Source organism: Indolivaga macrotermitis (assembly GCF_900128985.1).
GTDB lineage: Bacteria > Bacteroidota > Bacteroidia > Bacteroidales > Dysgonomonadaceae > Dysgonomonas_A > Dysgonomonas_A macrotermitis.
Genome location: NZ_FQUC01000010.1, coordinates 118,907 through 133,840, shown reverse-complemented (window position 1 = coordinate 133,840; position 14,934 = coordinate 118,907). Strand labels below are relative to the sequence as shown.

Annotated in this window: 9 protein-coding genes; 5 read left to right on the top strand and 4 right to left on the bottom strand. The window is 39.2% G+C overall.

Going from position 1 to position 14,934, the window contains the following annotated elements:
- Positions 1 to 4: 4 nt before the first annotated feature.
- The 4 genes from BUC12_RS13475 to BUC12_RS13460 all read right to left on the bottom strand — a co-directional run bounded on the left by BUC12_RS13475 (position 5) and on the right by BUC12_RS13460 (position 5,776).
- Positions 5 to 1,399 (bottom strand): DUF4374 domain-containing protein, encoded by a 1,395-nt coding sequence (locus BUC12_RS13475; protein ID WP_062183666.1) that lies wholly within the window; start codon positions 1,397 to 1,399, stop codon positions 5 to 7.
- Positions 1,400 to 1,468: 69 nt separating this feature from the next.
- Entirely contained in the window at positions 1,469 to 3,817 is a 2,349-nt protein-coding gene (locus tag BUC12_RS13470) for a TonB-dependent receptor (protein WP_082141944.1), read from the bottom strand.
- A 292-nt stretch (positions 3,818 to 4,109) separates the two neighbouring features.
- On the bottom strand, positions 4,110 to 4,985 hold the full coding sequence (locus tag BUC12_RS13465) for an arginase family protein (RefSeq protein ID WP_062183671.1): 876 nt from the start codon (positions 4,983 to 4,985) through the stop codon (positions 4,110 to 4,112).
- A 188-nt stretch (positions 4,986 to 5,173) separates the two neighbouring features.
- Positions 5,174 to 5,776 carry a riboflavin synthase gene (locus BUC12_RS13460; protein WP_062183674.1) on the bottom strand — a complete coding sequence of 201 codons (603 nt, stop codon included), beginning with the start codon at positions 5,774 to 5,776 and terminating at the stop codon, positions 5,174 to 5,176.
- Between the two features lie 212 nt (positions 5,777 to 5,988).
- Between BUC12_RS13460 and BUC12_RS13455 the strand changes: the two genes are divergently transcribed.
- The 5 genes from BUC12_RS13455 (at position 5,989) to BUC12_RS13435 (ending at position 14,928) form a co-directional block, all read left to right on the top strand.
- Positions 5,989 to 7,422: a PDZ domain-containing protein gene (locus tag BUC12_RS13455; protein WP_062183676.1), complete on the top strand. Its 1,434-nt coding sequence runs from the start codon at positions 5,989 to 5,991 to the stop codon at positions 7,420 to 7,422.
- 74 nt (positions 7,423 to 7,496) lie between these two features.
- Positions 7,497 to 9,107 carry an ABC-F family ATP-binding cassette domain-containing protein gene (locus BUC12_RS13450; protein ID WP_062183680.1) on the top strand — a complete coding sequence of 537 codons (1,611 nt, stop codon included), beginning with the start codon at positions 7,497 to 7,499 and terminating at the stop codon, positions 9,105 to 9,107.
- Between the two features lie 472 nt (positions 9,108 to 9,579).
- A complete protein-coding gene (leuS, locus tag BUC12_RS13445; protein WP_062183683.1) occupies positions 9,580 to 12,381 on the top strand; it encodes a leucine--tRNA ligase in 2,802 nt (933 codons plus the stop codon).
- A gap of 1 nt (position 12,382) precedes the next feature.
- A complete protein-coding gene (locus BUC12_RS13440; protein WP_062183685.1) occupies positions 12,383 to 13,252 on the top strand; it encodes a YitT family protein in 870 nt (289 codons plus the stop codon).
- Between the two features lie 50 nt (positions 13,253 to 13,302).
- Positions 13,303 to 14,928 (top strand): phospholipid carrier-dependent glycosyltransferase, encoded by a 1,626-nt coding sequence (locus BUC12_RS13435; RefSeq protein ID WP_062183687.1) that lies wholly within the window; start codon positions 13,303 to 13,305, stop codon positions 14,926 to 14,928.
- Positions 14,929 to 14,934: the final 6 nt, after the last annotated feature.

Sequence of the window (14,934 nt, the reverse complement as noted above, 5' to 3'; positions counted from 1 at the left end):
CTGATTAATTACTAGTACTTGCACTTGTCAATTTACCCATTGCGCTGATAGAAGCGGCTTCTACTGTAATACCTTTAGTAGCCTTGGCAGTTGCTGCATCAATCACATAAACAGAAGGATTGGCAGCATTTGTAGCTGCTACAGCCACGTATGCTTTTCCATCTTCGAAGTATGGAGTACTTCCGAATGAACTAAGAACATCTGCACCCGGTAATCCGGTTACATTAGTTAGCTTTTTGTTTGCAGCATCATAGATAGCCATCGTATTTGCAGTATAACCTGTTTGTGTTAGAGGACGGTCATACATCAACATAAGGAAGTAATTTCCTCCTATATACCAACAACGAAGGAAGGAGTTACCTCCTGCAGCTTCTTCTATATTAAAATAATAGTCAGAGTCGAAATCTTGTGCACCTGATTTGATGCGTACTACACCTGCAGGCAATGTTGTTTTCTGAACATTTGCTGTCATTGTTTTGGCAAAACTTGGAGAGAATACATATATGTCGCCATTATCATCAGCCCATATAGTTTGATAATACTGAGACTTGTTACGTCCACAAGCATAACTGATCTTATCAGTTTTTATTAATGTCGGGTTCGTAAAATTCTGGTCATTATATATAGCCACCCAAGCTTCGTTTGGATATTGTGTCCATTGCAATTCACCCTCTACATAAGCACTACTGTTAGTACCACCGGATTCTGTTTTAACCAGTTCAGGATACTTAACATATGCTCCGTTATTAGCCTTAACTCCATATTGGCTTAACCCCATCGGAATTACAGCCGAGTAGATTTTATTATTAGCTTCCAAAATTCCAGCTAGTGTAACATACTCTCCAGTACCTACATAGTTTTCAGCTTCAATCGATTTTGTTGTATAAGTCTCCGCACTTGTATTCAGGTAAGAGAATAATAATCCTTGTGCCAAGTATCCATTTTCGTCCTTATACTCTTCTCCAAGGTCTCCGGCTGAGGATGTTATAATATAATCGCCGTAGATACCATAAGAAGTGAAACGCTTGATCTGATATTCATATTCACGTTTCTCTACTTGTCCGCTTCTATTAAGCTGATATGATGTAGTAACACCTGCATCGCCTTGATTATAAACCAACCGGTACAAATATTTATCCTTGTAATAAACCCAATATGTTCCGGCCTCTGTTTCCAATCCATTGTTTATATAAGAAACAGTACCGGCATCCAAAGATGTAGATTCTAACAAATAGTTAGCACCATCAGCCGATGCTGCTGAAATCACATAAGCGGTTGTATCCGTTTCAGCCGGAGTAACTGGTTCAGTGGGATCACTATTGTTGTCATCACTACAAGATACAAATGACGCGCTGGCAAACAATGCAACAGAAAGTGCCCATACTAATTTTTTCCTCATGATTTACTTTAATTTATTTTGTATTTGATTACGTTATTAAATAGAATTATTAATTCTGCTTGTGTTCTATTATTTTCCTCCAAGATATATCCTGAACTTCCCGTAAAAAGCACGTCCTGCTTTTTGAAGGCTAAAGTTGTCATATAATTTTTCATTTGTAAAGTCCCGGCATTCGAACGACAAGTTATAACGTCCGTTCTCAAGACTATAAGCGACACTCAGATTATGCGAAAACTGAGTAGGTACGACTCTTTTATCCCGGCTTCCCTGATTCTCAAAATAAAGGGGAAATTCATGCACATACATATTATCGTATGTAAAAGTCAATACATTACCCTTCTTTCCCAGATTATGCCAGAACAGGGTTACATCCGAATTGGCAAATCGGTACGGAACATTAGGCATGCGCACGCCATAAGAGGTACTTACCTGATCCGACCCTGCTTCTAACGTCTTCACATTATCCCGCGTATCAATTTGCGTGTAAGTTCCAGTTACATTAACCCAATCAGAATAACCATAAGAAAGAGAAAGGTTATACCCTTTGGTCTCAACTTTTCCATGATTCTGATAGGTTGCATAGCTCTTTGCCGCAATGGTATTTTCTTGTACACTGCGTTGGATATAATCTTTTGCATTACGGTAGATCAGACCACCTTCGCCATATACACTATGCTTACCAAATCGGTGACTATAGCTTAAACTGAAATTGAAATTGTCACTATTCTCGGGTTTCAATGTAAACTCTCCATGTTCAAGATCTTCATCACCAAACATTTCTTCATTAGTTGGTAAACGGTATGCTTTCTCGTACGAAAGTTTAGCCTGTATAGATCTCAAAAAGAAATAAGTTCCGGCGGCTCCGTATCCAAAGGAACTAACATTGCTTGTATTCCTTACATAATTATCATTACTGGTAGAAGTCGATACTGGTCCTGCAACATGTTGATTATAATATTTTCCGAATACCGAAACATTCCATACTTCCGAAGGCATAAGGAGATAAGAAAGACCACTGATATTTTTGTTCGTTTCTTTATCTATTGCATATGACAATGGTGTACCACTGGAACCAGCCGTACCTGTGTTCTTGCGGCGGAAATTGTTAGTCACATGACTGAATGTAAAACGGTGTATACCTAAACGGTAGTTAGTTGTAAATGTACCGTTCCAGTTATTATTCTCAGATTCAGAGTCCTGATACTGGACTTCACCGGGAGCAGACATTTTTTGCTTTTCCCCTTTCCAGTTATATTTATAGCTGGATGTATCGACATTATTAACTATATTCTTATTATAATTAGCTGTCAATGTTACATCAAGCCCTTTTGTCAACAGATCACGCTTACGGTATTCCAACGACGGCATAATGGAATGTCCTTTGGTAAACTTCCCTCCAAATACAATTTTTTGAAGTACACCATTCTGTATCTCATTATAAGAATGCGAATATGTAAATCCAAGCATCAACCTGTCAGCCCACTTCTTATCCACAACACCAACTTTACCTATAACAGCTTCGTTATGGTAGTTATCATGAAACCGTTTCACATGTTGTATATTTTTATCGCTAAATTTCGATCCATCTGTATAACTTGGTCCTAAAAACTCTTCTACTGCAACATCTACCTTGTAGCTATTATCTGAATAGTTTTGAAAAGCATTGATTTCGTAAGTAAATCCGTTTTTAAGAGTCTGACCGAAATTCACGTATGATTTATGTGTATTGAAAGAACCATACGAATAGGATGCATCTAAAAACCAGCTTTGCTTATTCCTATTGGTAACAACATTTATAATACCCGCCAAAGCGTCGGTACCGAAACCAACCGGAACTACACCCCGATACACTTCGATACGCTCAGCATAGTTTATTGGAATTTTATTCAGTCCTAATGAACCGCCTACACCTTCCTGAGGTATTCCATCAATAAAGACCTTTATATGCTTTCCTGTAAAACCATCCATCATAAGACGCATATCAGAACCAACACCTCCCGACTCACGGATTTTCATACCGGGAGCCTTAGCCAATGCTCCGGCCAAATCCAATGTCGTGTTATGCAATGCTTTAGTATCAATGGCGATTGCGTTGTAAGCAGATTCCCTTAACCGGTTTACCGCATTTGACTGAACCACAACCTCATTTAAATCAGTACCGTTTGACGATATCTGTATATCTAGCACTATATTTTTTCCGGATACAAGCTTTATTTGTTTTTCGGTCTTTGTATATCCTACCGAAGACACAACTATGGTATAGTTACCGGCAGGAGCCTCAATAGTATACATACCTTGCTGATTTGTAGAAATGGCATAGTTAGTACCTTTGAGATGAACTGTAGCAAAATCCACTATTTCTTTATTAGGAGTAGTTATCTTCCCTGATATCTGCACTTTAGCCGACTGGGAATACATATAAGGAAAGCACAATAAAAGAATAAGCCCCACACTGACTTTTTGACAAAAATCTTTCACAATTTTTAGTTATTAGTGATAAAGAATATTTATAACATTGTTTTAGACCTGCAAAATTCAAGAAAAAAGGATAGATAGGCAATCATTATTATTAGGTAAAATACCCCCGGATAATACCTAGATATGATTATGTATTTCGGGATAATTATATTCCATTGAGTTTTTCAAGACAAAAAAGGCCTGCAATATCTCATGCAGGCCCTTTAAGAATAAGTATACAATTTCTAAAAGATTAATCTTTCAGCAGAGGCAATCGGTTTAAGATATTTTTGAGCTTGATTGCAACCCGGGGCATCGGCTCTGCTACTGTCAAACCAACAACCTCATATTCAGAAGATATATCATTAATCAGGCGTATTACCGCATCGATTTTCATTCCGTCTGGATCTGTTCCTACAGCAGCTATTATCTCCGCCGGATCCAGTACATCCATATCGAAATGGATTACAACTTTAGACACGCCTGTTCCTTTCAGCCATTTTATCACGGCTGAGCTATCACCGGCAACTTCCGTTGGAGATAAACCTTGTATACCCAATTCATGCTGTCGTTCCTTCATACCTTCATCCCAGGAACGAATCCCCACTATCAGAGCTTTTGAAGGATCGACTTTACCGGGAAGCATTTCTATAATTTTCTCGTCGCCTATACCTAAACAAGCAGTCAACGCCATTGCATGGTATCCCTTATAATCATCATAAGGGAGAGTTACATCCGGATGAGCATCTATCCAGATAATAGCAACATCATCCCGGTATTTTGCCACCAAAAAAGAAAAGGGAGCTACACTAACAGCACAATCTCCTCCTAGAGTTATTATTTTATCCGGATTATTACGACTGATAATTTCAAGTGCAGCCTCTGTCTGCTCCACAATTACACGATATGCGCTGATTCCGTTTTCAACGGCCCTGTCATTTATATCAAGCGAAACCGGTACTTCTTCTATTTTTTGTGTACTCGCCGGAGCCAGAAAGTTCAATAACCGGGCGCCCAGATAATAACCCTGTGAAGCATCGTCCGCCGGAAGGTCGGACATCCAATGAGCTACAATACCACCCTGCCACTGAGGATATATAAGACGAAGTGTAGATGTTTTATTTTTCATATCTTATTTAATATTACAGGTTTATCTTTTCTCTGAAATTATAGAAAATTCTCCTTTAATCAAAAACTATAAATTCTCCCATGCCTGATATTGTCCCGATATAAAAAAACAAAACCGGGGAAATTATCCCCGGCTTCATTTTTCAAATTTTATAAAGGCAAACCGTAAAAATCAATCTATTTTAGCCATTATTTAATAGCAGCAATACGACTGATATATTTTCCGATAATATCGAATTCCAAATTAATTACCGAACCCACCTTAAACTGGTGGAAATTCGTATGTTCGTATGTAAAAGGAATAATAGCTACCTGAAAGGTGTTATCCGTAGGGTTACATACAGTAAGACTCACACCATTAACTGTAACAGAACCTTTGTCTACAGTGATATATCCTTTTTTTGCCATCTCCTTATCATACTCATATTCAAAGGTAAAGTACCAACTGCCATCGGCCTCGTCTATTGCCGTGCAACGTGCAGTCTGATCAACATGCCCTTGAACGATATGCCCATCCAGACGGCCATTCATCAGCATACTGCGCTCTACATTTACCTTATCTCCTACTGCCAAAAGCCCAAGATTAGAACGATCCAAAGTTTCCTTGATAGCGGTAACTGTGTAGGTATCTTCTGTCAAATCAACAACAGTAAGGCAAACTCCGTTGTGCGCAATACTCTGGTCTATTTTCAATTCCTTGACAAAAGAACAAGTAAGTGTTAAATGCACATTTTCGTTTTCCTTACGTATACCTTTTACCAAGGCCGCATCTTCAACAATTCCTGAAAACATATGCTTATATTTTATGTTTATTCAACCTAATTTAGCCTAAGAGGTGCAAAGATATAAAATAAAAACCATAGAATAGCATTAAAAAAATAATATCAAAATTAGTATTTGATTATTAGACTAATAGTGTATCTTTGTGTGTTAAAACGTATATTCACATTCTATTAATTAAAAACAACTAACGAACGTAAATTAAAACGTAAACCAATAAATAGATGAAAAAATTCAGTCTTATTTTACTTTTTATTGCTATTACCATTTCGGGGATATATGCTCAACCAAACCGAAAATACCGTGATGCAGGAATTTTGTTTGAAGTGAGTAATAATCCGAACTGGGGATACGGCGAACCGGTCATCACTCATGTTCAACCATTTTCATCTGCCGACAAAGCAGGACTGAAAAGAGGTGATATCATTATGGAGATAAACGGTATGGCAACATATCTGAGAAACAATGTAACGATCGCCAGTTGGTTGACAGGAGGAACAGAGCGAAACATGACCCTGACTGTCAGAAATATTAATACATACTTCAAAGAGTTCCCATTGGAAACAGAAGTCAGAACTGTTAATTCATTAAGCGAATTCGACCTCGCATCTGCATACTCTTTCTACAGTATAGAAACTACAAACGACCGGTCATTTACACTTCCGGCTAGAGTAGATCCGAATACGAACGTTGATTTTTCTGATTACCACACATTTGACTTTATCAACGAAGGCACATCAGTACCCGATGCCGATCACTACATCAACCAGCAAATAGAACAGGCGCTTATCGAAAGAGGTTTAGTGAGAGATACTAAAGACCCCGATATCATTGTACAATCATACTACAGTTATCAACCCAATGTGAAATACAATGCTTCAAGCAGAAGTAAAAATCAAAAAACATGGAGATACGATAGTGAGATACGTCAAATGGTACAGGTTCCTATTCTTTCGGCTGAAGACCCAAATGCCGAAGCTAAAGGTGAGTATATACTAGAACTGGGAATAAGGTTCTTCGACAGAAAATTCATCAGCACAGAAAAGATGACCCAGATATGGGATTGTAAAACGACTGAATATCTGACAGAAGATTATGCTCTTACAGAATATGCCCGCCTGCACGCTCCATTAATGTTGATGCAATACCCTTACAGTGTAGCAAAAACCACAGCTAAATACATTGTCAGCTTCAAGAGCTTCAATTATACCGGAATGAACTTCGACAACAAAGACCTGAAAACGATTACTACCGTCGACGAAAACTCCCCGGCCTACAATGCCGGAATACGCGCAGGTGCTGTTATCGAGAGCATCAATGGCGTTAACTTCAAATATACAAAAGACGAAATCGACAACGGCTACAGACGTTTTATCATTGAGTCTATGAAGTTTAGAAACCCAAAAACACGTTTCATCGATGCTAACGGATTCCCCGATTGCATGCTTTGGAGTGTCAATAAATATGCCGATGCGGCAAACCTTTTCAAAAAAGAGAGCCTTTATATGCCATGTTTTAGCTATCTTTACGCCTTCCAAAAATTTGTTTCCGAAAAACCTTCGAAATCAATTCAGGTGGAAATAAAAGATGGAAGCAGCAAAAAATCAATAACTATTGTACCCGAATTACAAACATCGGTTACAATAAAAGCGCTCTGATTAAAATAAGAAAACATTTATAAATATATCAGAGGATAGCCGGTATCGGTTATCCTCTGATTTTGAAGTAGAATATGATTACAGTTTCAAATTTAGGTATTCAGTTTGGTAAGCGGGTTTTGTTTCAGGACGTAAATCTGAAATTCACTCCCGGAAATTGTTATGGAATAATAGGCGCAAACGGGGCAGGAAAATCAACCTTCCTCAAAATCCTGAGCGGAGAGAAAGATGCAACCCAAGGCTCATTCTCGATGAACCCGAACGAGCGTATGTCGGTACTGTCACAGGATCACTTTGCATATGACGATCAAACCGTCCTGAACACAGTGCTGCAAGGGCATACCATCCTCTGGGATATTATGATAGAAAAAGACACCTTGTATGCGAAAGCAGACTTTACTGACGAAGACGGGATCAGAGCTTCCGAACTGGAAGAAAGATTTGCGGAACTCGAAGGCTGGAACGCTGAAAATGACGCAGCTACATTACTTAGCGGACTAGGGATCAAAGAAGAACTACACCAACAAATGATGCGGGATATGAGCGGACAACAGAAAGTCCGTATCTTATTAGCACGTGCACTATTCGGTAACCCCGACAACTTATTACTCGACGAGCCCACCAATGACCTGGATATAGACACCGTTATGTGGCTGGAGCAATACCTGTCTAATTTCGAAAATACAGTATTAGTGGTGTCTCACGACCGTCACTTCCTCGACTCAGTATGTACACATACAGTCGATATAGACTTTGGTAAAGTAAACCTATACCCCGGTAACTATAGCTTCTGGTACGAATCCAGCCAATTGGCACTTCGTCAACAAGCTCAACAGAATAAAAAGGCTGAAGAAAAGAAAAAAGAACTCGAAGAGTTTATCCGCCGTTTCAGTGCCAATGTGGCAAAATCGAAACAAACTACCAGCCGTAAAAAAATGCTCGAAAAGCTGAATATTGAAGAGATCAAGCCATCGTCTCGTAAATATCCGGGTATCATTTTTACTCCCGACCGTGAGCCGGGTAACAAGATTCTGGAGATAAAGAACCTGAAAGCATCTATCGAAGGTACAGTTCTTTTTGACAATATAAACCTCAATATCGAAAAAGGCGACCATGTGATATTCTTATCCAAGGATCCCAGAGCAATGACTGCCTTCTTCGAAATCATCAACGGATACCAAACTCCCGAAAACGGGTCTTTCGAATGGGGACAAACCATTACCGAAGCCTATCTACCTTTGGATAACTCGGAATATTTCAAAATAGACCAAACCTTGGTAGAATGGCTATCTCAGTTTTCGGACGACACCAGCGAAATATACATCAAAGGTTTCTTAGGACGTATGCTTTTCTCTGGCGAAGAAGTATTGAAAAGTGCCAAAGTATTATCCGGAGGTGAAAAGATGCGCTGCATGATTGCCCGCATGATGATGAAAAATGCTAACTGCCTTGTATTGGATTCACCAACCAATCACCTCGATCTGGAATCAATACAAGCATTCAATAATACATTGAAACAGTTTAAAGGAATTATCCTGATGTCATCTCATGACCACGAGTTTATCCAAACCACTTGTAACCGTATTATCGAATTGACTCCTAACGGAATCATCGATAAGTATATGGATTACGACGATTACATCGTATCTCCTGAAATCAAACAGTTAAGGGAAAAAATGTACTGATAAATTCACATTTACATTATAAAAAATAGCGTCCTGATTTAATACTCAGGGCGCTATTTCTATTTCATCCAAAACATTAAAATAGCAGCAGAATCCCGGTCAGGATTCTGCTGCTTTACGCATCACTGCGATCCATTAAATATAATAATAAAAACTAGTCTCTTAGCAATATCATGGTATCCTCATTATTCGAATATCTTCACAGTTACAAATCCGGAGCCATATAATAATTGATATTTTAATTTTGCAAATATAAATACATTTTAATATATACACATTACAAAATAGGCATAAAATATAACTGACAAGCAAATATAAACGACACATCAATCTGAAAATTAGGTTTTATACCATATTTATTAATTCAAAGAATATAACTACCTTTGTTATCGAAATTTGAGGAGCTTAAAGGTCTCGGACCTTTTTTGTCACTTTAGATAAAACTGAAAACAAACAACAGGTAAAACAAGTCATGGAATACAATTTCAAAGAAATCGAAAAGCGTTGGCAGGAATTTTGGACTAATCAGCAAATTTACAAAGTAGTAGAAAACAAAGATAAGCCCAAATACTATGTCCTCGATATGTTTCCTTATCCTTCGGGAGCAGGGCTACACGTAGGGCATCCGCTGGGATATATTGCTTCTGACATATATGCCCGCTACAAACGCCTCCAAGGTTTCAATGTATTGCATCCCATGGGATACGACGCATACGGATTGCCGGCCGAGCAATATGCAATTCAGACAGGGCAACATCCGTCGGTCACTACCGAGCAAAATATAAACAGATACAAAGAACAGTTAGATAAGATCGGCTTCTCTTTTGACTGGAACCGCGAAATACGCACTTGCGAACCCGGCTATTACAAATGGACGCAGTGGGCATTTATCCAGATGTTCAACTCGTACTATTGTTACGATGAACAAGAGGCACGCCCTATTGATGAACTGATATCCGTTTTTGAACAACAAGGCTCAGCAGGTATGAATATAGCTTGCAGCGAAGAATTACTGTTTACAGCCGATGAGTGGAAAGCCAAATCTGATGTAGAGAAACAAGAGGTATTACTGAATTACCGGATCGCTTATCTGGGCGAGACGATGGTAAACTGGTGCGCTGCACTGGGGACAGTATTAGCAAACGACGAAGTTATAAACGGCTTATCCGAGCGTGGCGGCTATCCTGTAGAACAACGCAAAATGCGCCAGTGGTGTCTGCGTGTTTCTGCATATGCACAACGCTTGTTGGAAAGCTTAGATACTATAGACTGGAGCGACTCACTGAAAGAAACCCAGAAAAACTGGATAGGCCGTTCGGAAGGTGCCGAGATGAAATTCAAGGTAAAAGATTCGGATATCAAACTCGAAATATTCACAACCCGTGCTGATACCATCTTCGGGGTTACATTTATGGTACTTGCTCCCGAAAGCGACTATGTTGCCATGCTTACAAAAGCGGAGCAAAAAGCCGAAGTGGACGCATATCTGACTGCAACTAAAAAACGTACGGAACGTGAACGCCAATCCGAAAAGAAAGTTTCGGGCGTATTCTCCGGATCATATGCTATCAATCCATTAAACGGAAAAGAAATTCCGGTATGGATAGCCGATTATGTATTGGCCGGATATGGAACGGGAGCCATTATGGCTGTACCTGCTCATGATAGCCGGGACTATGCTTTCGCAAAGCATTTCAATTTACCTATTATCCCTTTGATTGAAGGATGTGATATCTCGGAAGAAAGTTTTGATGCTAAAGAAGGTATTGTCATGAATTCAGACTTCCTGAATGGACTAACCGTAAAAGAAGCGATTGCAAAAACGAAAGAATACATCAAAGAAAAAAATATAGGTCACGTAAAGACCAACTATCGTCTTCGTGATGCAACTTTCTCGCGTCAACGCTATTGGGGCGAACCATTCCCTGTATATTACAAAGATGGAATGCCTCAAATGTTGCCTGTCGACAAACTGCCTTTGAAACTTCCTGAAGTAGATAAATTTCTGCCTACCGAAACAGGAGAACCGCCACTAGGCAATGCTGTTAAATGGGCTTGGGATACTGTAAAACAAGAAGTGGTAGACAAATCGGAAATAAATAATACCACTATATTTCCGCTTGAATTGAATACAATGCCCGGATTTGCCGGATCGTCGGCTTACTATCTTCGTTATATGGATCCACATAACAACGAGGCTCTTGTTGCAAAAGACAAAGACGAATACTGGCGCAGTGTTGACTTGTATATCGGGGGAACCGAGCATGCTACAGGGCATCTGATTTACAGCCGTTTCTGGAATAAATTCCTTTATGACATCAAAGTAGCTTGTGAGGACGAACCATTCCGCAAGTTGATCAATCAAGGTATGATTCAGGGACGAAGCAATTTTGTATATCGTATCAACGGTACTAATAAATTTGTTTCTCATGGACTGAAAGACCAATACGAAACATCGGAACTTCATGTCGATGTAAATATCGTGAATAACGATATACTGGATATTGAAGCATTCAAAGCCTGGAGACCCGAATTTGCTTCTGCCGAATTCGTTCTGGAAGATGAAAAATATATCTGTGGATGGGCTATCGAAAAGATGGGGAAAAGATATCACAATGTCGTAAATCCAGATGATGTAGCAGACAAATATGGAGCAGATACATTAAGAATGTATGAAATGTTCCTTGGGCCATTAGAGCAATCTAAGCCCTGGGATATGAATGGTATTGATGGTGTACACAGATTCCTTCGCCGCTTATGGAACCTTTTCCACACGGGTGAAGAATTTACTGTATCTGACGAAGCACCAACTAAGGACGAGCTGAAATCGTTGCATAAACTGATCAAAAAAGTAAGTCTGGATATCGAGAATTTCTCATTCAACACTTCGGTTTCTGCATTTATGATCTGTTCTAATGAGCTGACTTCTCTGAAGTGCAATAAAAGGGCAATACTTGAACAGTTGGTTATAGTTATCGCCCCATTTGCCCCTCATATAGCCGAGCAACTATGGCACAATCTGGGACACACCGGCAGTGTATGTGATGCTCAATGGCCTGTTTGTAACGAAGAGTACCTGAAAGAAGATGTTGTCAACTATACAATTTCTTTCAACGGAAAAGCTCGTTTCACCATCGAATTCGCAGCAGACGCAGCCAACGACGAAATAGAAAAAACAGTTTTGGCTCACGAGTCTTCACAAAAATGGCTCGAAGGCAAAACTCCGAAAAAGGTAATTATCGTACCGAAGAAAATTGTAAATATCGTTCTCTGATATGCCGAAGCAGTACCTCAAGAATTTCTATTGGAAGGACTACCTTAATATAACTTTAGGGCTTGCATTATATGCCATAGGGCTGATAGGTTTCATTCGACCCGGAGGAATAGTTACCGGTGGACTTGCCGGTATCGGACTTTTAGTCGAATATGGGACCAATGGCAAGATACTCTTACAGGAAACATATTTTGCAGTAAACTGCTTGCTGCTAATTGTTGCTCTCAAGATTTTGGGTTTCAAGTTTCTGATTAAAACAATCTATGGAGTAATAACGCTTACTGCCATGATGACCGCCCTGACTATTATCATAAAAGAGCCCATCATTTCCGGCGAGCCATTGCTATCGGGTGTAATCGGTGCAATGATGTGTGGTAGCGGTATCGGATTGGTATTCAGCGCCAACGGTAGTACGGGAGGAACCGATATCATTGTAGCCCTCATTAATAAATACAAGAATATCGCCTTCGGGCGGGGAATGTTACTCTGCGACTTCATTATCATCTGTTGCTCTTATATTGTATTTCAGGATGTCAACAAAATAGTATACGGACTGATAGTAATGGGTGTAATGACTTATGCCATAGATATGGTTATCAACGGTTTCCGGCAGTCGGTACAGGTACTTATTATATCCGAGAAACACGATATAATTGCAAATGCTATCAATAAAGAATTACACCGGGGATGTACTATGCTCGACGGAATGGGATGGTACACTAAAAAACCGACTAAAGTAATAATGGTGCTGGCAAAACGCGCCGAATCAGTTGAACTTTTCCGCCTCATCCGGAATATCGATGAGAAAGCCTTCATATCACAAAGTACTGTTAGAGGCGTATATGGTGAAGGCTTTGACAAGATAAGATAAAAGGGATATCAGGTATATATCTATAACATATACCTCTTATATTATATAATATGGAATTTCAACCCTACATGATAGTGCAGGTGATATTTTTTGTATTTGTAGCTGTTTTTTTAGGCTATGAAATACAAAAGGTGAAAGGGTTGTCTCTAAGTGACCGCAAACTGACTTATTGTACACTGATTATTCTCCTAGCCGGTATCTTACTCCGGTCGATTAATCTGACATATCCTCATGGGATCTTTGTCGACGAAGCCATGGGAGCATACGATTCGTGGTGCTTGGCTCACTTTGGGGTCGATAGCAATCTGGCATCTTATCCGGTATATCTTAAGTCCTGGGGAACCGGACAGAGTGCTTTATATGCTTATTTCGCACTTCCTTTCATCAAGATTTTCGGGCTAAATATTGTTGCATACCGCCTGCCAATGTCCATTATCGGGTGTCTTGCTCTGATAATTCTTTACCTGACTGTAAAAAAAGGACAAAAAAACACTCTCGCAACGCTTTGTATTACTGCATTTCTGGCAATTAATCCGTGGCATATCATCAAATCGCGCTTCGCTGTAGATTGTAACATTTGCCCCGACCTTATACTTATAGGCATTTGCCTCATCATATGGGGCTACTATAGCACACAAAAAAAACAATTGTGGTTTTATCTTGGTGGTTTTATTATGTTATCGGTCAGTGCATATGGATATGGCATCAGCTGGATGGTTCTACCCTTTATTTACCTACTAACTATTTGGTTTCTGTATAAAAAAGGAGGAATAGATATCAAGAAAATAGCAATTGTTTCTATTACCTCAGCCATAGTGTTGCTTCCACTAGTACTATTCGCCTTCGGATTATTCCTGAAATGGGATCAATTCTCATTAGGTTTCATAACTATCACACAATTAAGCGCTGACAGGCATGATAATACAACACTCCTAGGAGCGAGTAATATCCCTGCCGAAATTATCCGGTATACAAAATACGCTTATAAAATCGTAATTACAGGTGTCGATAATCTCAATGCCAGTTCTCTTCCGGTATCAGGTGTATTTTACAACATTATCTCTTTACCATTTCTTGCATATGGCTTATACAAAAGCATCAAAGCTAAAGATATTATGGGACGGATATTTCTAATATGGCTCATCTCATGCCTTCCTCTCTTATTGCTGGTAGAGCCCACTATAAACCATTGGAACCTGATATGGTTTCCCGTGATATATTTCACCGGATATGGCATTTTCCGATTTGCTGAAATATCCAGAACAAATCTGTTTATTATAGGTACAATATATATTTTATCATTTGGATTATTCCTGCGAAATTATTTCGACAAAAACATCTACAGTCCTTTCAACTCCTATATGTTTGAAAAAGAGATCCGCTTTGTCGGCTCAAAACAATTTAATAAGATTTATTATCCACAAGATATAATACACAGTTTTACTCTTTTCTATAATCCGGTAGATCCATATACATTTGCAAAGACATTTGTTTCGAATGGGAATGATTTGGCGCAAGCTGTAGCTTACGACAATATTTCGTTCGGATTACCTGCCGAAATACATTCACAAGAAAAAACCGCATATGTGATATCAAACGCCTCATTGCCATCAATTGACCTTACCGGGTTCAATATCGAAAAGGGTATATATTACAGTGTATTATGGTCTAAATAACATAAA

Bases quoted from the DNA above. Each gene is read 5' to 3' on its own strand.
- BUC12_RS13440 (WP_062183685.1), top strand. From the start codon at position 12,383: ATGCCGAAGCAGTACCTCAAGAATTTCTATTGGAAGGACTACCTTAAT.
- BUC12_RS13475 (WP_062183666.1), bottom strand. From the start codon at position 1,399: ATGAGGAAAAAATTAGTATGGGCACTTTCTGTTGCATTGTTTGCCAGC.
- BUC12_RS13435 (WP_062183687.1), top strand. From the start codon at position 13,303: ATGGAATTTCAACCCTACATGATAGTGCAGGTGATATTTTTTGTATTT.
- BUC12_RS13450 (WP_062183680.1), top strand. From the start codon at position 7,497: ATGATTACAGTTTCAAATTTAGGTATTCAGTTTGGTAAGCGGGTTTTG.
- BUC12_RS13455 (WP_062183676.1), top strand. From the start codon at position 5,989: ATGAAAAAATTCAGTCTTATTTTACTTTTTATTGCTATTACCATTTCG.
- BUC12_RS13465 (WP_062183671.1), bottom strand. From the start codon at position 4,985: ATGAAAAATAAAACATCTACACTTCGTCTTATATATCCTCAGTGGCAG.
- BUC12_RS13460 (WP_062183674.1), bottom strand. From the start codon at position 5,776: ATGTTTTCAGGAATTGTTGAAGATGCGGCCTTGGTAAAAGGTATACGT.
- leuS (WP_062183683.1), top strand. From the start codon at position 9,580: ATGGAATACAATTTCAAAGAAATCGAAAAGCGTTGGCAGGAATTTTGG.
- BUC12_RS13470 (WP_082141944.1), bottom strand. From the start codon at position 3,817: ATGTATTCCCAGTCGGCTAAAGTGCAGATATCAGGGAAGATAACTACT.